This is a genomic window from Mucilaginibacter gossypii, from assembly GCF_017569325.2.
Classification (GTDB): domain Bacteria; phylum Bacteroidota; class Bacteroidia; order Sphingobacteriales; family Sphingobacteriaceae; genus Mucilaginibacter; species Mucilaginibacter gossypii.
Genome location: NZ_CP071878.2, coordinates 1,079,448 through 1,100,445 on the forward strand (window position 1 = coordinate 1,079,448; position 20,998 = coordinate 1,100,445).

Below are 20,998 nucleotides of genomic sequence, written 5' to 3' on the forward strand. Positions count from 1 at the left end.
CATATGAAAGTAGCACAATCACCGTGCCGCCAATGCCGATTTGTATTGAAATACAGTGCAATTATACTTCATTGATTACGATATGCAACACCATCTGTCGGCTGTTTTGTTTTTTTTTAATAGCAATAAATGATAACAAAAAAGGCCCCAAATTACTTTGGAGCCTTTTAACAATTTATTCTTTTTCTTATTTCAGGTCTTTCTTTCCAAAGTCAACGATTACTGGTGTTGCCACACAGATCGACGAGTATGTACCGAAAAGAACACCGATCAATAACGCAAATGAGAAGCCTTTGATCACGTCGCCACCAAAGATGAATAATACCAACAATACGAATACCACGGTTAAAGCTGTGATAATTGTACGGCTTAATGTACTGTTGATGGCCCTGTTGATAACCTCTTCTGGTTTTTCGTTTTTGTTAGAGTGATCAAGGAATTCACGAATCCTGTCAAATACTACCACGGTATCGTTAATTGAATAACCGATAACAGTAAGGATAGCCGCGATGAAAGCCTGATCAATATCCAATGAGAACGGAAGGTAGCCATTGAACAACGAGAAGAACGACAGTACCAATAAGGCATCGTGAGCAGTCGCGATCATCGCACCCAAGCTGAACTGCCATTTACGGAAACGGATCAGGATGTAAGCCGAAATCACAAAGATGGCGAACAATACAGTGTAGATAGCTGATGTTTTTAACTCATCGGCAATAGTAGCACTTACTTTTGAACCACCTAAGTCGCTGTTAGCAATTTTGGTTTCGGGTTTTTTATTTAACAAGTCCACCAATGTACCTTTTACTTTAACATCAGCAGCTGTTGAGTTATCATTAAACAAATAGTTGGTAGTGATACTGAATTTATCCCCCATGGTTTTAACCTCGGTACTACGGCCTAAGGTAGCATCAATAGCCTCGTGAATTTGTTCTGTAGTTACCGCTTTGTTGGTAAAGCTAACAATATAGTTACGGCCGCCTTCAAAATCCACACCGTAGGTAAAGCCGCGGGTGAAGATAGATACCAAACCCGCTGCAATGAACAAGCCCGAGAAAATGTAAAACTTAGTACGGTTTTTAACAAACGCAAAGTTTGCATTTTTGAAAGTATGTGAGCTCCATGGGTTTGAGAACTTGATATCCATGCCTTTGTCAAGCATCCACTCAAATATAACCCTTGAGATCAATAATGAACAGAACAATGAAGTAGCGATACCAATCATCAATGTAGTTGCAAAGCCCTGGATAGGACCTGAACCAAATACAAACAGGATTAAGCCGGTAAGGAAGGTACTGATCTGTGAATCGAGGATTGAAGGCAAAGCATGTTTGAACCCATCGGCAACAGCAACCCTTAATGATTTGCCAAGGCCAAGCTCTTCACGCACACGTTCATAAACCAGTACGTTGGCATCTACCGCGATACCGAGGGTTAATACGATACCTGCAACACCTGGCACAGTTAATACCGCGCCTAAACTGGTCAGTACACCCATCAGGAAGAAGATATTGATGATTACCGCAACTACCGCTACAGTACCTGCACGGTTATAGTAAGCGATCATGAAGATCAATACCACAACTAAACCTAAGATACTTGAAGTGATACCTGCAGAGATAGCTTCCTGGCCTAATGACGGACCTACAATTGACTCAGATACGATGTGGGCAGGAGCCGGTAAACGGCCTGCTTTTAATACGTTGGCTAAGTCGCGCGTATCATCAATGGTAAAGTTACCGGAGATTGATGATACACCACCTGAAATTTCGTTTTGTACGGTAGGAGCAGAGTATACGTTATCATCTAAAACGATGGCGATAGCTTTTTTGTTGGTGCCTGATGATGCTTCGGCCGTAACGGCACGCCATTTTTGAGCACCTTCTGAGTTCATGATCATCACAACCTCAGGGCTGCCTTTCTGGTCGTTATCAGCACGGGCGTCGTTAATTACGTCGCCAGATAATACCGGGCCGTTTTCAGCACCTGTAAGTTTAATAGCATATAACGCAAAAGTTTTTGTGTTTTTAATAGGTTTTACTTCCCACAAAAATTTGATGTTACGTGGAATAACTGCTAAAACATCTGCACTGTGCAGGTATGAATTTACTTTAGCAGTATCCTGAAGCGGAGCATAACCAACAACAGGGCCCTGGCCTAATTGCTGCTGGCCGTTTGCACCCTGGCCAACGTTTAATGACATTACTGCAAACAACGGGTGTTGTGCAGCTAATTTTGTTTTGCTTAATGAAGCAGCTGAAGTATCGTTTTTAGCGGCATTTTTCTGAACCTTGCTTAACAATGAACCACCTTTAGCTGTATCAGCTTTTCCGGCTGCAAGTTTAGCAGTGGTATCAGCTTTCGCTGATTTACCTGTGTCCGCTTTGGCAGTTTTGCTTTTTGCAGCAAGCAGGTTGTCAATATTGATCAGGTATTGATATGCCTCAGCATTATCAAAAGTTTCGTAAAACTCCAGTTTCGCAGAACCCGAAAGCAATTTACGAACACGCTCTGGTTCTTTAACGCCTGGCAACTCAACTAAAATCCTGTTTGAGCCTTGTTGCAACTGGATGTTTGGTTGGGTTACACCAAACTGGTTGATACGGGTGTTCAAAACAGTAAATGATTGTTTAACCGCAGTTGAAGCCAAATCCTCAAGATAAGTTTTAACCTCGCTGTTTGAAGCGTTGAACTTCAGGTGGTCCTGGTTATCTTTTGTTGAAAAGATAGCGGCAAGTTTACCATTGGGGTTTAGCTTTTCGTACTCGCTTACAAATAAAGCGATGTAATCTTTTTGGTTGGTTTGAGCATTTGCCTGCAATTTATCGGCATTAGCCAAAGCCTGGTTAAAAGTAGCATCAGGATTGTTGTTGGCAATTTTCCTAACCAGCTCATCAAGCTGGATCTGCATAGTAACGTTCATGCCACCCTTAAGGTCAAGACCTAATGCAATTTCCCTTTGCAATACATAAGCGTAATCATGTTTTAATAGCGGATAAACCGGTTGATTGGAAATAGAATCCAAATAAGCTTTTTCTTTCTCAGGATCTCCCTTTGAGTATACTTTGGCATCCTCCCTAACCTTATGGGCCACCCACGTAAATGATAGCTGGTATAAGCACACCACTGCCAGTAGTATGGCGAAAAATTTAATAACCCCTTTGCCTTGCATCGAATTTGTAATATGTAATAAATTAGTTTATAAGCTTTTTTTCAATAAGGCAGCAAATCTAATAAAATTTCGTAAGCACAAAATTTTAAATTAAAACAAAATCATGACAAAGAATGTTAGCGACGCTCAAGTGTGATAAACGAATATTTATACTTGTTTTTTTCGTCGGGCTCAAAATCTTCACGATCTTTTTCCTGCCACTCATCAGGATTTAACTCCGGGAAGAATGTATCCCCCTCAAAATCCTGGTCAACAATGGTGAGATATATGCGGTTTGTAAGCGGGATAGCCTGCCGGTAGATCTCGGCCCCGCCAACAATAAAAACTTCATCCTCGGTTTTGCAAAGCTCAATAGCCGCTTCAATGGTTGGCACCACCTCGCAACCATCGATACTGATGGCTTGCCGGGTAATAACAATGTTGCGGCGCCTAGGCAATGGCTTACCAACCGAATCAAAAGTTTTACGGCCCATGATAACGGTATGCCCCGTAGTAACATCTTTAAAATGTTTTAGATCGTTAGGTAAATACCAGAGTAATTTATTGTCTTTACCGATAGCGTGGTTTTTGGCTATGGCTACGATGATGGATAGTATCATTTCTTGCAGGTCATTAAGTCATTGGGTCATTTGCTTCGCGTCATTCGTTTTACGTCATATGCACCGCGTCATTAGGTCATTGAGTCATTTTTTTTTGACTTGCCTTATATGTTTCTTTTTCCAATGAATTTGATGTAGATATTTAATTTTAAGTGAATTGTTTCTAACTCCCTAAGTAGCGATTGATAATCGTCGTCATTGATCAGGCTTCTCGTATTTGCCTTTTTGAGCCAGCCTTTGGTTTCAATTATTGATCCGCGGCTAAAATAGCAGAAGTTCTTATTCTCCTTGTAATGATAGCGTCCAAATCCTTCAGCAATGTTTGCGCCAATCGAATCAGACGAGCGAACGATTTGTTTACCCAAAGTGTCTTTAGCAAAGTATTCCCATTTAGCCACTATAAACCAAATCCTGTCTGCAAAGGCTTCTGAAAGGTTATACACTTCAAGTTCTTCAATTCGATTACTCATGATAAGATCAGGCAAAAAATAGGACAATCAAAAAATGACTCAATGACCAAATGACGCGAAGCCAATGACTAAGTTACACCGCCACTTCGGCCTTAATATGCGGCCAGGGATCATAATTCTCCAAAGTGAAATCTTTAAACTTGAATGAAAAGATATCTCTTACCTCCGGATTGATTTTCATGGTTGGCAGGGGGCGAGGATCGCGGCTGAGCTGTAGCCGGGCCTGGTCCATGTGGTTGTTGTATAGGTGCGCATCACCAAAAGTGTGTATAAAGTCGCCAAGGTCAAGGTTACAGACTTGTGCCATCATCATGGTGAGCAACGCATAGGAAGCTATGTTGAACGGAACTCCTAAGAATATATCTGCACTTCTCTGATACAATTGGCATGATAACTTTCCTTTAGTCTCGCCTTTAGAAATATCGGGCGGAGCTACGTAAAACTGGAACAAACTATGGCATGGCGGCAGGGCCATCTGATTAACCTCGGCAACGTTCCAGGCTGACACGATGATACGGCGCGAGTCGGGATTGTTTTTAAGCTGGTTCACCACCTGTTTGATCTGGTCGATATGGCCGCCATCCGGTGTAGGCCATGAGCGCCACTGTTTTCCGTACACGGGGCCAAGGTCGCCATTTTCGTCGGCCCACTCGTCCCATATTTTTACGCCATTTTCTTTCAGGTAGCGGATATTGCTGTCGCCGCTCAAAAACCAGATGAGCTCATGGATGATAGATTTGAGGTGCAGTTTTTTGGTGGTTACCATCGGGAAACCATCCTTGAGATTGAAACGCATCTGGTAGCCAAACACACTTACTGTACCGGTGCCGGTTCTGTCATGCTTTTGCGCTCCGGTTTCCATCACATGCCTCATCAGATCGAGATACTGTTTCATTTTTTTTGTATAGTTAGATTAAGGTGATCAATCAGATAGGCATACTTAGGCAAGGCTTTGAAAAAAACAATGACTTAATGACTAAATGACTCGATGACCAAATTTAAAGGGCAAAGAAAAATAATCTACCTTTGGTTTCCTAATGATGTTGGCAAATACATCACGTGTTAATTACTTTGTATGATTTTATTTCCGAATGCAAAAATAAACATCGGCCTTAATATTACCGAACGCCGGCCGGATGGTTATCATAATCTCGAAACCATTTTTTATCCTATCGATATTAAAGACGCCCTTGAAGTGGTGAAAAGCGATAAGCTCAGCTTCACCTCAACCGGCCTGGAAATTCCCGGGTTGATGGAGGATAATCTTTGCGTTAAAGGCTACCATATGCTTAAGCAGGATTATGACCTGCCGCCGGTAAGCATTCACCTGCATAAGCATATCCCCATAGGCGCGGGACTGGGCGGCGGTTCATCTGACGCGGCGTTTTTTATCCGGCTGATGAACGACAAATTTAAGCTCGGTTTATCTGTTGACGAGATGACTGATTACGCCCGTCGCCTTGGTGCCGACTGCGCCTTCTTCATCGAGAACAAGCCCGTGTTCGCCTTTGAGCGCGGAGACGAATTTGAGAGCATTAAACTTGATCTATCGGCATACAAAATAGTGTTGGTGATGCCTCCTGTTCATGTATCAACAGGGGAGGCTTTCAGAGGCATAAAACCAACTCCGGTAAAAGATTCGCTGTTTGATTTGATCAACGAACCAATAGCCGACTGGAAGAAGCTTATCAAAAATGATTTTGAACAAACCGTGTTTAAAAATCATGCGGAAATCAGAGGCATCAAAGCGGCCCTTTATGAGGCAGGGGCCATATACTCAAGCATGAGCGGAACCGGAGCATCTGTGTTCGGTATTTTTGCTGAAACTCCCGATTTGAAATTTTTGGAAGGGGAGAACCAGGTGTTCTATTTGTGATGTCGGATTTCGGATGTTTGATTTCGGATTTGGGAAGCTGTCCCGAAGCAAAATAAAATCGTCATTGCGAGGTACGAAGCAATCCCCGATTGGCAGGTCGTCCCTGTATAGTTTGGGATTGCTTCGTACCTCGCAATGACGTTGTGATATAAAGCAATTCTGCTACCAAACTTACTTATCCTGCTGCATGTAAATGCCGGATGATTTATCGATCATTTTATCAGTCGATAGACCATCCGGCATTTTATTTAAAAGAAATATCCGATTCCAAAATCCTACTTACAAATTCCGAAATCAAACATCCGAAATCCGAAATCAAATGCCCGCGTCTTCACTCACGCCTCGCCCTATCCCTTCCACCCAGTCGTTCTCGCCCCAGCCTTTGGCAATAGCGGTTAGTAAACGGCTGTGTACGGCGTTTGCAATAGGCATGGGCATCTCGCTTGTCTGCGATAATTTAAATGCGAGGCGCGCATCTTTATAACCCAATTTTGATTTGAAGCCTACCGGTTGATATTGCTTGCCGGCAAGGGCCTTGCCGTAGCTCTGGAAAATTGGAGCGTTGAAAAGCGTCGAGCTGAAAAAGTCGGCTACCTGCATTCTGCTTAGTCCGTTTTTTTCGGCAAGGGTGAATGCCTCGGCCATCATTTCCATGGATGCCATGATCATAAAATTGCCTGCTATTTTAACCACATTTGCACCCCCCGCCGAGGGGCCAAAATCAATCACTTCCTGGCCAAGTAAATCAAGTATAGGACGGGCATCAGTTTTAGTTTGTTCATCACCCGAAACGCAAATCCAAAGCTTACGTGCAGCGGCTGCTTCGGGCCTTCCGAATACAGGAGAAGCGAGGTAGCGATTTCCTGACTGTTCATGTAACCTGGCCAATTCTTCAGAAGTTCCAGGTGAAATAGTGCTCATGGATATGTGTACAGCATTTGGCTGTAGCGTTTTTAAAATTCCGCCGTCGCCTACAGCCGATTCTCGCAGCACCTCGTCATCTGATACCATGGTGATCAAAAATGGCACATTTGCCGCAGCTTCAGCAGGACTCTGGCATTTTGTTACACTGTCGGTGCCAAGCTCGTCTACCTTTGAAAGTGTGCGGTTGTAAATCTGCAAATGGTACCCTGAGTCAATGAGGTTTTTGGCCATGCTGGCACCCATGTTGCCAAGCCCTATAAATCCAATCTTTGTTTTCATATTTTAGCTGATGTATTCCCTGTCTTCGTCACTTAGTGTATCGGTGTCGTCTTTTTTGTGCATGGCGTCATGATAGCCTTCAATATCGAACTTTTGTTTTTTAGGCCATGCCACGATCAAGCCCAATATAAAACCTGTTACCGCAACTACCAGCATCATCATTAGTTTGGATACCCTGAAAGTGGCGAACAAAAATTTGAAGTAAACCTCGTCGGTATTTTGCATTAGTACGATGGTAAGCAAAACTGCGATGGCTACAATGACTATTGTTTTAATGCTCATGATGGATGTTGGTTTTAGAGTAATACAATATCCGCTTTTTAAATGTTTAATAAAAATTGATCTCATGTAAATCGAGGTCATGGAATTTGATCGCGAAATAGTGCGGAGATGTGTCTGCATTTTTAGGTTCATATTTTATTGGCTGTGTCCACCTCTGGTAGCTCTTCAATTTTAAGTCGCCCAGATTTTGCCCGGTTGATAATTGCCCTTTCAAAAATGAGGTGACAATAACCGCAGTGAAATTTTGCCCGTATTTTTCAAAGGCTAAAATCAGAACTTTTAATACCCCTGGAATTTGATATTGCGAGGATTTCTTTCGCCCAAAATTTCTTTGCGAGAATCCTGCGAGAGTGAAAAAAAATCCGTTCGAAAACTGATTTTGTATACAAGCAGGAGAGATGCTGCGATTTTTTTTGATTCCTGAATAGTTACTTCATTACACTTTGTAAATTGGGTTTTGACTTTTGGTTGATTAGAAGTTTTACACTAAATAATTCCATGTATTTATTTGATTTTTAAATTTATATGATACTTTAAAGCGGCTTTAAATTCATATGCTAATATTTTTAGTTTTTTGAGATTTTACTTAGATGAATTTTGATTAACTATCTATTTATTTAAATTTTATAAGTAATTGATTTTTAAATTTATATGTTTAGTATATAATTGAATTATTTAAGTTTGTAGATTTTAAAAAATGGCTAAAAATAGGAATACGTAGATTCGATGCCCTGATTTTTATATTGATATTTAATACACTAAGTTAAAAATGGATTTTGCCCCTGTTTGGCGCTAATGCATTAGTTGAGCCCGGAATGTCTTAAAAAATTTAAATGGCTTAGAGGGGCTAAAAAAGGCTAAAGCAGCCTTAGGTGCTTCGCCCCTATTTGGGAGAAAATGACGAAAAAATTAAGGTGATTTGAGTTGTTGAAAGGCTGCTTTAAGAACAAGCAGAACCACGGCTATTACAAGTGTTTGTATAAAACAAGAATATGGAGAGTTAAGAATTAAGCTACAGTTTTGCGCCTTGTTATTTGCTTTCGGGCTACGGGGTACAAAAAAATTGTTGACAGGATAAGGAATGCTCCGCCCCAAAATCCGGGCGTCATTTTGTTGAGATCTCCGAAAAAAATAAACGAAAGGATGATACCGTATACCGGCTCGAGGTTGGTAATGAGCGCCACCCGGAAAGCCGAAAGCTCACGCATTACAGATACCCCGGCCACGTAAGCAAGCGATGTGCATACGGTGCCAAGCAGCACCAGGTAACCGATATCTGCAGGCTTTAACAGCATGGCACGGGTGTAGCCGGAGGTTATAAATAGGTAGATCGAGATCCATACAAAGGCTCCTGACAGCTCATAAAATGCAATGACTGGTGCCTGTACTTTTTGCACCTGGCGCGAATTAATGATAGAGAAAAGGCTTGCACAAACGGCGCTTGCAAGCCCGGTTGTGATGCCCTTAGTGTATCTGCTTTCAAATTTAAAAATCAAAATAATGCCGGTGATGATTAAAAGACCGGCTAAAATTTCAAGTTTTGAAATGCTTTTTTTATTGATCAGGGGTTCAAATATTGCCGTGAAAAGTGTGATGGATGACAGGCAAACCAAGGTGACAGCGACGGTAGAAAGTTTGATGGCGGCGAAGAAAAGGATCCAGTGTCCGCCGACAATTGCTCCCGTACACACCAGTTTTACCAGGGTTTTTCTGTCGACTTTAAAATCGGTTTTATTGAATTTAAAATACAAAAACAGCGAAACAAAGGCAATAAGTACTCTGTACCACACCAATTGTACGGCCGAAATGGTGATCAGGGCGCCTAAAATTCCGGTAAATCCCCACACAAAAACAGTAAAATGGAGTATTATAAGGTTCTTATTTAGGGTCGAGGGGGTATTTTGCGCCATTATTTAGGTGCTTTTAAAAGTAGGTAATAGCCCAAAATGCCAAAAACGATGTTAGGAATGAATACAGCTGCCAAAGGTGACATACCCCCTTTTACTGAAAATACAAGGGCAAATCGTTCTAATATAATATAAGCGAAGCATAATAGAATACCTATCCCCAGGGGTAATCCAACACCTCCGCGTACCTTTCTCGACGATATAGAAACACCGATTAAAGTAAGTACAAAGGCTGATAAAGGGTATACAAAACGGTGATATTTTTCGAAATAAATGGCCTTTAAATATTCTGGGCGGCGCAGTTTTTCCTTGTCAATATTCTTGTTCAGGTCGCTTAAAGACATGGCCTGGTATACGTTATCATATACAATAAAATCGCTCGGGTGCATATCCAAAACAGTGTCTTTTGGTGTGTTGCTTGTAATGAATTGTTCTTTCATTCCGTTTACATATTTAACACTGTATTGTTTAAGCGACCAGATCCGTTTTAAAGAATCGTATTGAATTTGTTCGGCAATCAGTTTTTCACGCAACGTATCACCATTAAATTTCTCCATTATAAAATTGTAACCTAAATGAGTTGTGGGATCGTAATTGGCAAGATAGACAAAAGTATGTTTGTCAATTTGCATGTGTACCTCCACCTTAGTCGGGTCATTGTCCATCATGCCATTGGCATTTTCAAAGTCGATTTTCAACCGATTTGTGAAAGGAATAAGGTATACATTTGCAAAAAAAGACACCACAAATATGATTGATGAAGCGATTACATAAGGTCTTAAAAATCGATTAAAACTTGCCCGGCCGCTCAGTATCGGAACGATTTCTGTTTGGTTTGCCATCTTGGCTGTAAAGAAAATTACCGCCAAAAAGTTGATCAGCGGCGATAACATATTCAAATAAAACGGAATAAAACCCGCGTAATATCTAAAGACGATATCGTGCAAACTGGCGTGTTTATTCAGAAAGTTATCGAGCTTTTCTGATACGTCAAACACTACAGATATCACCATGAAAATACCCATAGTAAATATAAAAGTGCCGAGGTATTTGCCAATAATAAACCTGTCGATGATCTTTAAATATCTATGAAAAAAAGCTTTCATCTGTCGGTTGTTTGATTGTTAATTTTCATGTTTTTCCTGGAGATTTCTTTTGATTTTATGAGTTATTATAAACGCTGTCCAAGGCGCTTTACCATCATGCTTTTCCAATCGTAAAACTCACCCGCAATGATTTTTTTTCGCGCCTCTTTAACCAGCCATAGATAAAAATGGAGGTTGTGCAAGGTGGCAATTTGAGCGCCTAACATCTCGCCAGAGTGGATCAAATGACGTAAATAAGCTTTACTGTAATCCCTGTCGGCAAACAGATCGCTGTCATCCTCAATGGCCGAAAAGTCGTTTTTCCATTTTTCATTTTTGATGTTGATGATGCCGTTTTTGGTGAAAAGCATGCCATTGCGCGCGTTCCTGGTTGGCATAACGCAATCAAACATGTCAATACCCAGAGCTATGTTTTCCAAAATGTTTACAGGCGTACCTACCCCCATTAAGTAACGCGGTTTTTGCTGCGGTAATATATTGCATACAATTTCGGTCATAGCATACATTTCCTCGGCCGGTTCACCTACTGAAAGGCCACCTATGGCATTGCCTTCACGCTCATATGAAGCTATTACTTCGGCCGATCGTACACGCAGATCTTTATATACCGAACCCTGTACAATTGGGAAAAGCGTTTGACTGTAACCATATTTTGGTCCGGTGCTGTCAAACCTGTCGCAGCAGCGTTTCAGCCAGCGGTGGGTCATTTCTATCGATCGTTTTGCGTAGTTGTAATCGCAGGGATAGGGGGTACACTCATCAAACGCCATGATAATATCGGCGCCGATAATGCGCTGAATGTCCATTACATTTTCGGGAGTAAACAAGTGTTTTGATCCGTCAATATGCGAGCGGAAAGTAACCCCTTCTTCTTTTATTTTACGTACTTCGGTTAATGAATATACCTGGTAGCCACCGCTATCGGTCAAGATGGGGCCGTCCCATCCATTAAATTTATGTAGTCCTCCGGCGCTTTCAAGTGTATTTAAACCGGGGCGCAGATATAGGTGATAAGTGTTGCCCAATATAATTTGCGCCGAAATATCCTGTTTAAGCTCGTGCTGGTGTACCGCCTTTACAGTGCCGGCAGTGCCTACCGGCATAAAAATAGGGGTTTGTATGGTACCGTGGTCGGTAGTGATCTCGCCGGCTCGGGCCTTTGAAAGCGGGTCTTGTGCTGTTAAGTTAAATTTCATTTTAGGGTTGCAAAATTAGCAAAAAAAACCCTCATGCCCGTCCTTTCCAAAACGGCGGCAGGATAAAAGCTATTTATAAACGTGCTGAATATTAAAACCATGTTAATTAAAGTACTTTTATTTTAAGAGGGATTAAATAAGAGTACATTAAACTTCAAATTAACGCTGATATTGAGCCTTAATTTCATTGATTTTTAACAAATTTGCCTCATTATTTTTTTTGTTTGGAAACGTACTTACACGACGCGCTTTTTATTCTTTTTCAGCTTTGTTTTATAGTTCAGCTATATTACCTGGTAAGCAGGCATACCCGCCTTGCAGGTCATAAACCCGCCGAAGGGCCGCCGCCCAGAGTCTTAATCCCCATTTCTGTTATTATCAGCGCCCGCAATGAAGCCCGTAACTTAGAGGAAAATCTTCCATTGATACTGGAACAAAACTATCCTGATTTTGAGGTGGTTGTTATCAATGATTGCTCTTTTGATACTTCCGACGAGGTGCTTGAAACCATGCAAAAAAAATACGCCCACCTTAAAGTTGTTACCATTACCGAGCATGACCGCTTTAAAACCGGTAAAAAGTTTGCCCTTACCTTAGGCATCAAGGCATCAAAAAATGAACACCTTTTATTTACCGATGCTGATTGTAAACCAGCTTCCGAAAACTGGATAAGCCGTATGGCAGCCAATTTTGCAAGCGGTGTGCAAATAGTTTTGGGGTACTCTCCTTATTATAAAAAAGGTGGTTTTATTAATGCTTTTACCCGCTTTGAAACCATAAAAACAGCAACCAGTTACCTGTCGGGCGCGTTAACCGGCGACCCCTATATGGGTATTGGCCGCAACCTTGCCTATACAAAAACGTTATTTTTTAGTGCAAAAGGTTTTGCTTCGCACATGCACGTAATATCAGGCGATGATGACCTGTTTGTTAACCAGCATGCTACTCCTGATAACACAGTGGTTGAACTGAGTCCCGAATCATTTATGTTTACTGAAGCTAAAACCACATTTAAATCGTGGTTTAAACAAAAAAAGCGACACATGGGAGTGGGGAAACTGTATAAAAACCAGCACAGGCGTATGCTTAGTTTTGATGCAGTTAGCGGGTTTATATTCTATATTTTATTGATATTATTCCTTATTTTGAGATATGAGCCGTTACTGGCACTAGGTTTGTACGTTTTTAGGTTGATATTACAAATGGCCATTTATAATCGTATATTTAAAAAACTTAATGGCAAAGACCTTTGGTGGTATCTCCCCTTTTTTGACCTATTATATTATACATATTTAAATGTTTTTGGATTGATCGGTACCTTTTTAAAAACTACTCAATGGAAATAAACGCCAACTTTACCGAGAACGCAAAGAATGATTTTCACCTGGTAGTGAAGGCCAGGCAGGGAGATCAAAAAGCCTATGCCGATTTGATGCACCGTTATAAAGATTCTATTTATTTCATGGTGCTTAAGATGGTAAACAACAAAGAAGATGCAATGGATTTAACGGTTGAAACGTTTGCCAAGGCATTTGAAAAACTTGAAAAATACCAGCCTGATTTTGCTTTTAGCACCTGGCTTTTCAGGGTAGCAACTAACAATTGCATTGATTTTATCCGCAAAAAGAAACTAAGTACCATGTCAATTCATGGCATGATGGACGACGAAGGGGATGAAAAACCGCTGCAAATTAAGGCCGATAGCCTTAACCCCGAAGAAACATCTATCAAAAAGCAACAAACTCAGGAGCTAAGATCATTAATTGAAAGCCTCCCCACGCGTTACCGTAACCTGATTACCTTACGCTATTTTGATGAGCTTTCGTACGAAGAAATAGCTCAGCAACTCGACCTCCCTTTAGGAACGGTAAAGGCGCAATTATTTAGGGCAAGGTACCTGCTTGGCAATATTATTAACCGTTTTAACAGGGATGACATCTGAAATAATTCTACAATATTTTCCTGATTTAAGTGCCGAACAGCGTGAGCAATTTGAAAAATTGCCTGCTTTATATGAACACTGGAACAGCCAGATCAACGTAATTTCCCGCAAAGATATTGATCTTTTATTTGAACGTCACGTGCTCCACTCGCTTGGGATTGCCAAAGTGATGGCTTTTTTACCGGGCGAAAATGTGCTTGATGTGGGTACCGGTGGGGGCTTTCCTGGTATCCCACTGGCTATTTTATTCCCCGAAACACAATTTCATTTGGTTGATTCGATAGGCAAAAAAATCAAGGTTGTTACGGAAGTAGCTGCAGCCTTAGGCCTCAGAAATGTGAAAGCATCACACCTGCGGGCCGAACAAATTGCGGATAAATTTGACTTTGTAGTATCACGCGCTGTTACCCAATTAAAGGATTTTTATCCATGGGTAAAAGGTAAATTCAACAAGCAATCGAATAACAAATTACCCAACGGTATCCTGTATTTAAAGGGCGGCGATTTGGAGAAGGAGATCAAAGAATCGGGCTTAAAAGTTACCCAATATCATCTGAAAGATTACTTTAAAGAGGAGTTTTTCGAAACAAAACAGGTGATATACGTGAAGGGATAATCTATTTGTAATCCACCTTTCTGATTATAAATATGCACATAAAGACGCTACTGCGTTAAAGTAAATCACTTTACGCCTTCGCGTCTTTGCGAGAAATCATTTATAAAATGCGGTTTAACTTCTATATCAAATGATCATGATGCTGGTTGTCGGTGCGTGATGCTGCCCAAAAAACAAACCCCAGGAAAAATAAAGCACCGCCGGCAAAAACAGGCAGTTTAAATGTCCATCCGCCATTTAAGCCGGTAGTGATAATTGAACTGCCAGAGCTATCTACCGCATTGATGGTATGCTTATAAAAAAAATTACCTGCAATAAGCATCACAATGCCTACTATTGCTAAAATGATCCCAAACTTTTTCATATTATGAGGTTTAAAAATGAACAAAATCAGGCTAGCGGTAAGGTCCAGGAAGTATAATTGGTACTTATTAAACAAAGCGGTATTTAATGTGTTTGCTTTGTTTTAGATATATTTTAAAAGAAATTGTCCCGATGGGATATATCTAAGTTACAAATTTTTGGATACTAAAAGAAATTATTTAGCTATTTGTAAAACAGGGCGGTTAAAGAGAACAGAGGGGTTTACGCAGAAAATTGCCGGGACGGTTTTAGGCCGGTCGGCAATTAGAAAAGCTTGTTAAAAGCCTTTTTATTTACTTATTGTCAGTCAGGGGGCCATAGCCTAAAACAACAACTTCGCGAAGAGTAGTTGAAAGTTTAGCGGCCGATGTATTTGCCTGAGCATATAGTTTTGCAGGGGTATAAGCGTATTTTTTATCCTGGGCATCTACCAATGATAGAGTTACAGGTATATTATAGTAACCTGATTTTACACTAAGGTTGCCATCAAAATCATTCACTACCCGCTGCACCTCATTGTCAATTTCCTGGTCAACACCTCTGATAATGTTTACATTGTTTATTTTCCCGTTATCGATACTGAAGGTGAGGATCACTCTTCCCGAAATATGGTTTAAGCGTGCCTTTGAAGGATAGCGAACGTGTTTTGCAACATACGAATACAGGTTCTGAAATGGATCGGCAGGTGGCGGTGGCGGCGGAACGCGCTCTGTAACTGCTGGTACAGGACCTGCCGGTGCTGCCGGGGTAACCGGTGTCACCTCGACCCCTTTAGGTGCTTTCTTTATCTTTTCCGGATTTGCAGGCGGTGGCGGAGGTGGCAGCTTTACATCAATAACTTTTGGTTTTTTGCTGTTTGCGGGTGGAGCAGGCAGTGGTGGCGGAAGCTTTGGATAAATTAACATTTTAGGAAATGTATAGCCGTATTTAGTTTTCAGTGTAGCCAGTTCTTCCGGGGTAGCTTTGCTTTTATAGTATTCTTTTTGCTCGCCGTTCTTTTCGGTAATAATTACTCTGAAATCGGTTTTTTTATTAACAAGGTAACCGGTTTCTTCGTATTTAAAACCTTTGGAAGTAACATCTGCTTTTTTTATTCGGACTGGGTCTACTTTTACAGTGTCGGCGGGGGCTATATGCGTATTGGCCAGCTTTTTATTAACAATTTCCTGTTGGGGCATCAGATCGAAAAAACCATAAGTTTTACTGAATACCAGGGTTGATGCACAAAGCAGGCCGGCGCATATGGGTACGGCCACGAGGTATTTTAGCCTGGCTAATTTCCCCGAACGTTTTTGGTTTAACATAATTATCCTCTTTTTTAATAAATTATAATTGAAAAATGAATGCGCCAGGGGCGAGCCGTTTAACCCATAAGCATTGCTTACCAAAAACGACGAATAGCTAAAGGCATCACTTTCCTGCGCGGCAGTTTGCTCGTCGGCTATATATTCATGGATGGTTTTCAGGCTGATTTGCAATAAATAAACCAGCGGATTAAACCAATTAATGATCTTGATCAGCTCCAGAAAAACAATATCAACTGAGTGTTTTTGACGAATGTGAACCAGCTCGTGCCTGATAATGATATTATTAGCCTGGGTTTTTGTGCCAATAAAAAGGTAGTTAAAGAAGGAAAAGGCGATGTTTGATCCCTCTATATTGATGAGTTTATACTTACCATCAACCAGGGTTTTGGTGGCCTTTGTTAATTTGACCAATTGATAAAGCCTGATAAATAGTACTGTGGTAAGTACTATTATACCAAGTATATAGGCGTAAACCCAAATATCGTTAAAGGTTAACGTTTGCCGCACGGTAAGTTTTTGCACTGTTGTTTGGTAAGCCGTTTGAGGAATGATAACGATTGTTTTGGTTGCAGTTTCAACCGGTTTTAGCCAGCCAATTTGTACAACGGGTAATACAAATGAAACCACACAGCTCAATAACAGGTATATACGGTTTAAGGTATAGTGTGTTTCCTTATTTAAAAACAGGCAGTACCCTGCATAAAATACGCATAGGTACAAGTTTGCTTCAAGCAAATAATATAGCCAGTTCATTGTTGTTTGCTTTTAAGTTTATCAATTAATGATGTTAGTTCGTCCAGTTCTTTTACGCTGATGTTCTTTTCATCCACAATAAAGGATACCAAACTTTGATATGAATTGCTGAAATAGTTTTTCATCATCTTATCAAAAGTGAATTTTTTGTACTCCGCGTCGCTGATGAGCGGGAAGTAAACATGCGAGTTACCATAGGCCTTATGGTCGATAAAGCCTTTGCCTTCCAATACCCTTACCACAGTCGACACCGTGTTGTAAGCGGGTTTAGGCTCAGGCATTTCTTCAATAATATCTTTAACAATGGCTTCTTTCAGTTGCCAAAGGATCTGCATTACCTGCTCTTCGGCTTTGGTTAGTTCTTTGATATGCATAGCAAACTATTTTTATAGTTAGATAAAGGTAAAACTATTTTTATAGTTTGCAAACTATTTTTGTAGTTTTTTAATAGATGTGCAGATTAGGGCTGTGCAGATGTGCAAATTAAATAACGAAAGGTATATGTTTTAGGGGTGAGTATGATATCCAGACTTTATTTATTGCATTGCAAATAACAGGTCCTGCTTGCAAATCGCCCGAATATTCATAATTTGCAAGGCTCTAATCTGCATGTCTAAACCCAATGTCATTACTCCATAAAGTAGCTTTATCTTTTGTTAAAAAACTCGGGCCGGTAGCGGCTAAGTCGCTGATCGCATATCTTGGCAGCGTGGAAGAAGTGTTTAACGCATCGCCCGAAAAGATGACCAGGATCCCGGGAATAGGTGAGAAGCGCGCTGTAAAATGGGATTTTGACGATGCTTTAAGGCAAGCCGAAAAGGAGCTGAAGTTTATAGAAGAGCATAACATCGACGTTGTTTTTTACACCGATCCCCGTTATCCTAAACGCTTGAAAAACTGCCACGATTCGCCGGTGCTACTTTATGCAAAGGGTAAAATGGATCTTAACCCGCCACATACTATTAGTATAGTAGGCACCCGTAATGCTACCGATTATGGCAGGCAATTATGCCGCCAGTTAGTTGAGGAATTACAGCAATATAATGTATTAATAGTAAGTGGTTTGGCGCATGGCATTGATGTAGCGGCACACAAAGAATGTTTAAAGCTAAATGTGCCAACCATCGGTGTACTTGGCCATGGGCTCGACAGGCTTTATCCTGCTCAAAACCGGGCCACTGCCGATAAAATGCTCGAAAATGGCGGTTTACTATCCGAATATCCTTCAGGCACTAATCCCGATAGAGAAAACTTTCCGCAGCGAAACCGGATAGTTGCCGGTATTGCTGATGCAACCGTGGTAATTGAAGCCAGTATAAAAGGAGGTGCGCTCATCACGGCCGAAATTGCCAACTCCTATAACCGGGATGTTTTTGCTTTTCCGGGCAGATTAGGTGATGAATTTTCTGAAGGATGTAACTTCCTGATCCGCAATAATAAAGCGAGCCTGCTAACCTGCCCTGCTGATCTGGCTTATAGTTTAGGTTGGGAAAAGAATGATGTAAGTAAACCTGTTGAGCAATTTATGCTGCCGTTTGATCTATCGGACGATGAACGGCTGATCATGGATATATTACGGCAAAACAATACGCCCGTTGCTATTGATGATTTAACCCTGCGGGCTAATATGCCTATGAGCCAACTCGCTATGAATTTGCTTACTATGGAGATGCAGGGATATATCAGTTCGCTTCCTGGGAAAATGTATCGTGCAAATTAAGATTTGTAAGGAGTTGGAAAGTCCGAATGTAAAGGAAGTTCGAAAGATGGGAGACTTTTACGCCCTAAATAATGTTTACTTCCGGACTTACTGACTTCTCTGACTTTCGGGCTTCTCCGCTACCCCTTCGGTGAATCAAAGTGTACCAGTTTCCCATCCTCTTCGCTGATAGATTGCCATGTATCGTTTTCAAAAGTAATGATAGCTACAGCACACGTAGGCATCTCTTTTAACTGGCTGGTGAGGTAATATAGTATTTGGCTTACGCCAGGGTTATGCCCAACTACGCCTATATAATCATATTCATCGGGCAGGCCATTAATCACTTTAACCCAGGTGTTTTCGCTGGCTTCGTAAATTCTTTTGTCTTCCCCGGGAGCCGGTAATTTAAACTGGTTGGCAAAAATTTCGGCAGTAGTTTTGGTACGAAGTGCCGGACTGGTTATAATAATTTGAGGGATTTGTAATTGTCCTTTTAAAAGAGTAGCCATTAAAACCGCATCCTGCATACCCGATTGTTTTAAAGGCCGGTCAAAATCAACATAACCGCTTTCATGGGTAGCTTTTGCGTGGCGTATTAATAATAACTTTTTCATGATTTTAAACGGCTGACCGATCGGTTTATAATGTTACGGTTTTGTGATTATAACGTGAGACATTTGTAATAAGTTTCCAATAATACTAAATAAATAAGGAGAAGCTGTTGCTTCTCCTTATAATAAAAGATAGACAAAGTCTGCTTCAATTTTTTCACCGGGTTAATTAAAACGCGTAACCAACTGAAATGCCGAAAACACGGTTTGTAAGTTTAATACCATCAACGTTGGTGATGTTGGTAAGTCCCCAATCATAATTAGCATTGATCAGGAAACCGGTTTTGAATTTAAAACCAACAATGGCATTTAAACCAGCGTCTGTTCTTTTGATTTCGTCCTGGCCGCTGCCAAATTTAATGTCTTCAGAATTGCCGCTGTTGTCTTTTGCTTTGCCGGAAACACCCATGCCAAGGTAAGGGCCGGCACCAAGGTAAAAGTCACCGACTACCGCAGGCACGTGGTACACAACATTTACCGGAACTTGCAGGTAATAGAGTTTTACTTTGCCGCCAGAGTTTGCTTCGCCATCAAAAGAAACACTTGATGATCCGCCTTTACCGGTAAAGTTTAAGGCTGGTTGTAATGATACATTGCCAAATTTAAAATCGACAAAAGCGCCTACGTTGAATGTGGTTAAGCTGCCCGAATTGCCGGAGCCGCTAAACCCCGTCAACTGTAGCATGTAACGTTGCGAAGTTTACACCTCCTTTAAAACCAACGGTAGGTAATTGTGCAAAGGCTGCGAAAGATGCCATTAAAAGGCACAGGCTTAGTAAAGTTTTTTTCATCGTGAAAGGATTTTAAGTTAATGCACAAAATTATATAAATACACTAAGATTAAAACATATCTGGTGCTTTTTGTGAAATATTATCAATTGTGCATTTGTAAGTATAACCTAGGCAAGGTTTTATACTTGTAATTAGCGATTGGAGAACTCTACAATATCAGCTTCTGGCATATCGTTCATACATTTAAAGTGTCCGAGCGGGCATTTTTCAAGTCCGAATTTGGAGCAGGGACGGCAGGATAGTTCAATACCGGCAATCAGTGTTTCTTTTACTTTATAAGGCCAAACCCCCAGCAAATCGGGCGTGGTGCCACCCCAAACCGAGGCTATGGGCACATTAAACGCTTCGGCAATATGTGTGAGACCTGTATCAAAACCAATTACATTTTTTGCGCGCGATACCAGAAAAACCGATTCATCAAGTGATGTTATTCCGCAGGCATTATAAACTGAAGTACCAACTGCCGCAGCTATTTCATCGCCATTTGCTTTTACATCATTGCCGCCCAATAGCAAAACAGGTAAATTAAGCTGCCTGCAAATGCTAATGATCTTGAAATTGGGCATCCGCTTGGTAAAATGTGTTGCACCTATTACAAAAGCAACATAGCTATGCTGATGTCTAACCGGTAGTAATTTAGTTATATCGTGTTGGGCTTTGATATAATAATCGATAGGCTTATCGTCATTAACCACACCTAAAAACATAACAGCTTTTAAATACCTGTCAACCAAATGCTCTTTACTTACCAGGTTGCGTTTCAACTTTAAACTTAGCCACTTTAAAATTGGCTGTTTTTTATAAGTTGATGCTTTGATACCGGCACGCAGCTTGATGATGCTGGTGCGGAGATTATTATGCAGATCAATGATCTGATCATACTTTTCTGCCTTAATGTCGTTAATGGTATCTGTTAACGAGGGTTTTAATAGCAGCAACTTATCAACATACGGGTTATTATCGTAAATATATTTGAAAGCTGGTTTGGTTAAAAAATGAACTTCGGCATCAGGGACCTGCTTTTTGAGGCAACGCACAACGGGCGTGGTATAAATTATATCACCCATTGAACTAAAGCGGATCACCAGTATCTTCATGTTG

General features: G+C 40.9%; 21 protein-coding genes. 5 read left to right on the top strand and 16 right to left on the bottom strand.

What is annotated here, in order from left to right:
• Window positions 1–187: 187 nt before the first annotated feature.
• The 4 genes from secDF to J3L18_RS04630 all read right to left on the bottom strand — a co-directional run bounded on the left by secDF (window position 188) and on the right by J3L18_RS04630 (window position 5,136).
• Window positions 188–3,172 (bottom strand): protein translocase subunit SecDF, encoded by a 2,985-nt coding sequence (gene secDF, locus J3L18_RS04615; protein ID WP_129569724.1) that lies wholly within the window; start codon window positions 3,170–3,172, stop codon window positions 188–190.
• A gap of 116 nt (window positions 3,173–3,288) precedes the next feature.
• Complete coding sequence (locus J3L18_RS04620) at window positions 3,289–3,771, bottom strand: dihydrofolate reductase (protein ID WP_129569725.1); 483 nt, start codon at window positions 3,769–3,771, stop codon at window positions 3,289–3,291.
• 104 nt (window positions 3,772–3,875) lie between these two features.
• On the bottom strand, window positions 3,876–4,241 hold the full coding sequence (locus J3L18_RS04625) for a four helix bundle protein (protein ID WP_129569726.1): 366 nt from the start codon (window positions 4,239–4,241) through the stop codon (window positions 3,876–3,878).
• A 73-nt stretch (window positions 4,242–4,314) separates the two neighbouring features.
• Window positions 4,315–5,136 (bottom strand): thymidylate synthase, encoded by an 822-nt coding sequence (locus J3L18_RS04630; protein ID WP_129569727.1) that lies wholly within the window; start codon window positions 5,134–5,136, stop codon window positions 4,315–4,317.
• Between the two features lie 180 nt (window positions 5,137–5,316).
• On the opposite strand from J3L18_RS04630, the gene ispE reads away from it, so the two are divergent.
• Window positions 5,317–6,117, top strand: a complete 801-nt coding sequence (ispE, locus tag J3L18_RS04635) for a 4-(cytidine 5'-diphospho)-2-C-methyl-D-erythritol kinase (protein ID WP_129569728.1) — start codon at window positions 5,317–5,319, stop codon at window positions 6,115–6,117.
• Between the two features lie 315 nt (window positions 6,118–6,432).
• Here ispE and J3L18_RS04640 read toward each other — a convergent pair whose 3' ends face one another.
• From J3L18_RS04640 to tgt, 5 genes are all read right to left on the bottom strand, one after another.
• Window positions 6,433–7,320, bottom strand: a complete 888-nt coding sequence (locus J3L18_RS04640; protein WP_129569729.1) for an NAD(P)-dependent oxidoreductase — start codon at window positions 7,318–7,320, stop codon at window positions 6,433–6,435.
• Window positions 7,321–7,323: 3 nt separating this feature from the next.
• A complete protein-coding gene (locus J3L18_RS04645; RefSeq protein ID WP_167516085.1) occupies window positions 7,324–7,602 on the bottom strand; it encodes a lipopolysaccharide assembly protein LapA domain-containing protein in 279 nt (92 codons plus the stop codon).
• A gap of 1,007 nt (window positions 7,603–8,609) precedes the next feature.
• Window positions 8,610–9,512, bottom strand: a complete 903-nt coding sequence (locus J3L18_RS04650; protein WP_129569731.1) for a DMT family transporter — start codon at window positions 9,510–9,512, stop codon at window positions 8,610–8,612.
• Complete coding sequence (locus J3L18_RS04655; protein ID WP_112655734.1) at window positions 9,512–10,615, bottom strand: LptF/LptG family permease; 1,104 nt, start codon at window positions 10,613–10,615, stop codon at window positions 9,512–9,514. The genes J3L18_RS04650 and J3L18_RS04655 overlap by 1 nt, the downstream gene beginning before the upstream one ends.
• A gap of 65 nt (window positions 10,616–10,680) precedes the next feature.
• On the bottom strand, window positions 10,681–11,811 hold the full coding sequence (gene tgt / locus J3L18_RS04660) for a tRNA guanosine(34) transglycosylase Tgt (RefSeq protein WP_129569732.1): 1,131 nt from the start codon (window positions 11,809–11,811) through the stop codon (window positions 10,681–10,683).
• 224 nt (window positions 11,812–12,035) lie between these two features.
• Between tgt and J3L18_RS04665 the strand changes: the two genes are divergently transcribed.
• Genes J3L18_RS04665 through rsmG form a run of 3 tightly spaced genes read left to right on the top strand, consistent with a single transcriptional unit; the run spans window position 12,036 to window position 14,369 of the window.
• Complete coding sequence (locus J3L18_RS04665) at window positions 12,036–13,157, top strand: glycosyltransferase (RefSeq protein ID WP_223266175.1); 1,122 nt, start codon at window positions 12,036–12,038, stop codon at window positions 13,155–13,157.
• Window positions 13,148–13,753, top strand: a complete 606-nt coding sequence (locus J3L18_RS04670) for an RNA polymerase sigma factor (RefSeq protein WP_090526513.1) — start codon at window positions 13,148–13,150, stop codon at window positions 13,751–13,753. The genes J3L18_RS04665 and J3L18_RS04670 overlap by 10 nt, the downstream gene beginning before the upstream one ends.
• Window positions 13,743–14,369, top strand: coding sequence for a 16S rRNA (guanine(527)-N(7))-methyltransferase RsmG (gene rsmG, locus J3L18_RS04675; RefSeq protein ID WP_129569734.1), 627 nt, complete (start codon window positions 13,743–13,745; stop codon window positions 14,367–14,369). Before J3L18_RS04670 ends, rsmG begins: the two co-directional genes overlap by 11 nt.
• Before the next feature lie 121 nt (window positions 14,370–14,490).
• Here rsmG and J3L18_RS04680 read toward each other — a convergent pair whose 3' ends face one another.
• From J3L18_RS04680 to J3L18_RS04690, 3 genes are all read right to left on the bottom strand, one after another.
• Complete coding sequence (locus tag J3L18_RS04680) at window positions 14,491–14,733, bottom strand: hypothetical protein (protein ID WP_091162272.1); 243 nt, start codon at window positions 14,731–14,733, stop codon at window positions 14,491–14,493.
• Between the two features lie 292 nt (window positions 14,734–15,025).
• Entirely contained in the window at window positions 15,026–16,792 is a 1,767-nt protein-coding gene (locus J3L18_RS04685; RefSeq protein WP_129569735.1) for a M56 family metallopeptidase, read from the bottom strand.
• Window positions 16,789–17,166 carry a BlaI/MecI/CopY family transcriptional regulator gene (locus J3L18_RS04690; protein ID WP_090526521.1) on the bottom strand — a complete coding sequence of 126 codons (378 nt, stop codon included), beginning with the start codon at window positions 17,164–17,166 and terminating at the stop codon, window positions 16,789–16,791. The genes J3L18_RS04685 and J3L18_RS04690 overlap by 4 nt, the downstream gene beginning before the upstream one ends.
• Before the next feature lie 248 nt (window positions 17,167–17,414).
• Here J3L18_RS04690 and dprA point away from each other — a divergent pair, with 248 nt between their 5' ends.
• Entirely contained in the window at window positions 17,415–18,512 is a 1,098-nt protein-coding gene (gene dprA, locus J3L18_RS04695; protein ID WP_129569736.1) for a DNA-processing protein DprA, read from the top strand.
• Window positions 18,513–18,631: 119 nt separating this feature from the next.
• Here the strand turns inward: dprA and J3L18_RS04700 are convergent, their stop codons facing one another.
• The 4 genes from J3L18_RS04700 to J3L18_RS04715 all read right to left on the bottom strand — a co-directional run bounded on the left by J3L18_RS04700 (window position 18,632) and on the right by J3L18_RS04715 (window position 20,994).
• Window positions 18,632–19,108 (bottom strand): SixA phosphatase family protein, encoded by a 477-nt coding sequence (locus J3L18_RS04700; protein WP_112655724.1) that lies wholly within the window; start codon window positions 19,106–19,108, stop codon window positions 18,632–18,634.
• Between the two features lie 166 nt (window positions 19,109–19,274).
• Window positions 19,275–19,790 carry a porin family protein gene (locus J3L18_RS04705; protein ID WP_129569737.1) on the bottom strand — a complete coding sequence of 172 codons (516 nt, stop codon included), beginning with the start codon at window positions 19,788–19,790 and terminating at the stop codon, window positions 19,275–19,277.
• Window positions 19,768–19,896, bottom strand: coding sequence for a hypothetical protein (locus J3L18_RS04710; RefSeq protein ID WP_262511173.1), 129 nt, complete (start codon window positions 19,894–19,896; stop codon window positions 19,768–19,770). Before J3L18_RS04710 ends, J3L18_RS04705 begins: the two co-directional genes overlap by 23 nt.
• Before the next feature lie 132 nt (window positions 19,897–20,028).
• Entirely contained in the window at window positions 20,029–20,994 is a 966-nt protein-coding gene (locus tag J3L18_RS04715) for a glycosyltransferase family 9 protein (protein WP_129569738.1), read from the bottom strand.
• Window positions 20,995–20,998 lie beyond the last annotated feature (4 nt).

Coding starts and splice junctions, on each gene's coding strand:
- J3L18_RS04670 (WP_090526513.1), top strand. CDS start 13,148: ATGGAAATAAACGCCAACTTTACCGAGAACGCAAAGAATGATTTTCAC.
- J3L18_RS04650 (WP_129569731.1), bottom strand. CDS start 9,512: ATGGCGCAAAATACCCCCTCGACCCTAAATAAGAACCTTATAATACTC.
- J3L18_RS04655 (WP_112655734.1), bottom strand. CDS start 10,615: ATGAAAGCTTTTTTTCATAGATATTTAAAGATCATCGACAGGTTTATT.
- J3L18_RS04685 (WP_129569735.1), bottom strand. CDS start 16,792: ATGAACTGGCTATATTATTTGCTTGAAGCAAACTTGTACCTATGCGTA.
- J3L18_RS04680 (WP_091162272.1), bottom strand. CDS start 14,733: ATGAAAAAGTTTGGGATCATTTTAGCAATAGTAGGCATTGTGATGCTT.
- J3L18_RS04620 (WP_129569725.1), bottom strand. CDS start 3,771: ATGATACTATCCATCATCGTAGCCATAGCCAAAAACCACGCTATCGGT.
- rsmG (WP_129569734.1), top strand. CDS start 13,743: ATGACATCTGAAATAATTCTACAATATTTTCCTGATTTAAGTGCCGAA.
- J3L18_RS04625 (WP_129569726.1), bottom strand. CDS start 4,241: ATGAGTAATCGAATTGAAGAACTTGAAGTGTATAACCTTTCAGAAGCC.
- J3L18_RS04645 (WP_167516085.1), bottom strand. CDS start 7,602: ATGAGCATTAAAACAATAGTCATTGTAGCCATCGCAGTTTTGCTTACC.
- J3L18_RS04700 (WP_112655724.1), bottom strand. CDS start 19,108: ATGAAAAAGTTATTATTAATACGCCACGCAAAAGCTACCCATGAAAGC.
- tgt (WP_129569732.1), bottom strand. CDS start 11,811: ATGAAATTTAACTTAACAGCACAAGACCCGCTTTCAAAGGCCCGAGCC.
- J3L18_RS04640 (WP_129569729.1), bottom strand. CDS start 7,320: ATGAAAACAAAGATTGGATTTATAGGGCTTGGCAACATGGGTGCCAGC.
- ispE (WP_129569728.1), top strand. CDS start 5,317: ATGATTTTATTTCCGAATGCAAAAATAAACATCGGCCTTAATATTACC.
- J3L18_RS04710 (WP_262511173.1), bottom strand. CDS start 19,896: ATGAAAAAAACTTTACTAAGCCTGTGCCTTTTAATGGCATCTTTCGCA.
- J3L18_RS04690 (WP_090526521.1), bottom strand. CDS start 17,166: ATGCATATCAAAGAACTAACCAAAGCCGAAGAGCAGGTAATGCAGATC.
- J3L18_RS04715 (WP_129569738.1), bottom strand. CDS start 20,994: ATGAAGATACTGGTGATCCGCTTTAGTTCAATGGGTGATATAATTTAT.
- J3L18_RS04630 (WP_129569727.1), bottom strand. CDS start 5,136: ATGAAACAGTATCTCGATCTGATGAGGCATGTGATGGAAACCGGAGCG.
- secDF (WP_129569724.1), bottom strand. CDS start 3,172: ATGCAAGGCAAAGGGGTTATTAAATTTTTCGCCATACTACTGGCAGTG.
- J3L18_RS04705 (WP_129569737.1), bottom strand. CDS start 19,790: ATGCTACAGTTGACGGGGTTTAGCGGCTCCGGCAATTCGGGCAGCTTA.
- dprA (WP_129569736.1), top strand. CDS start 17,415: ATGTCATTACTCCATAAAGTAGCTTTATCTTTTGTTAAAAAACTCGGG.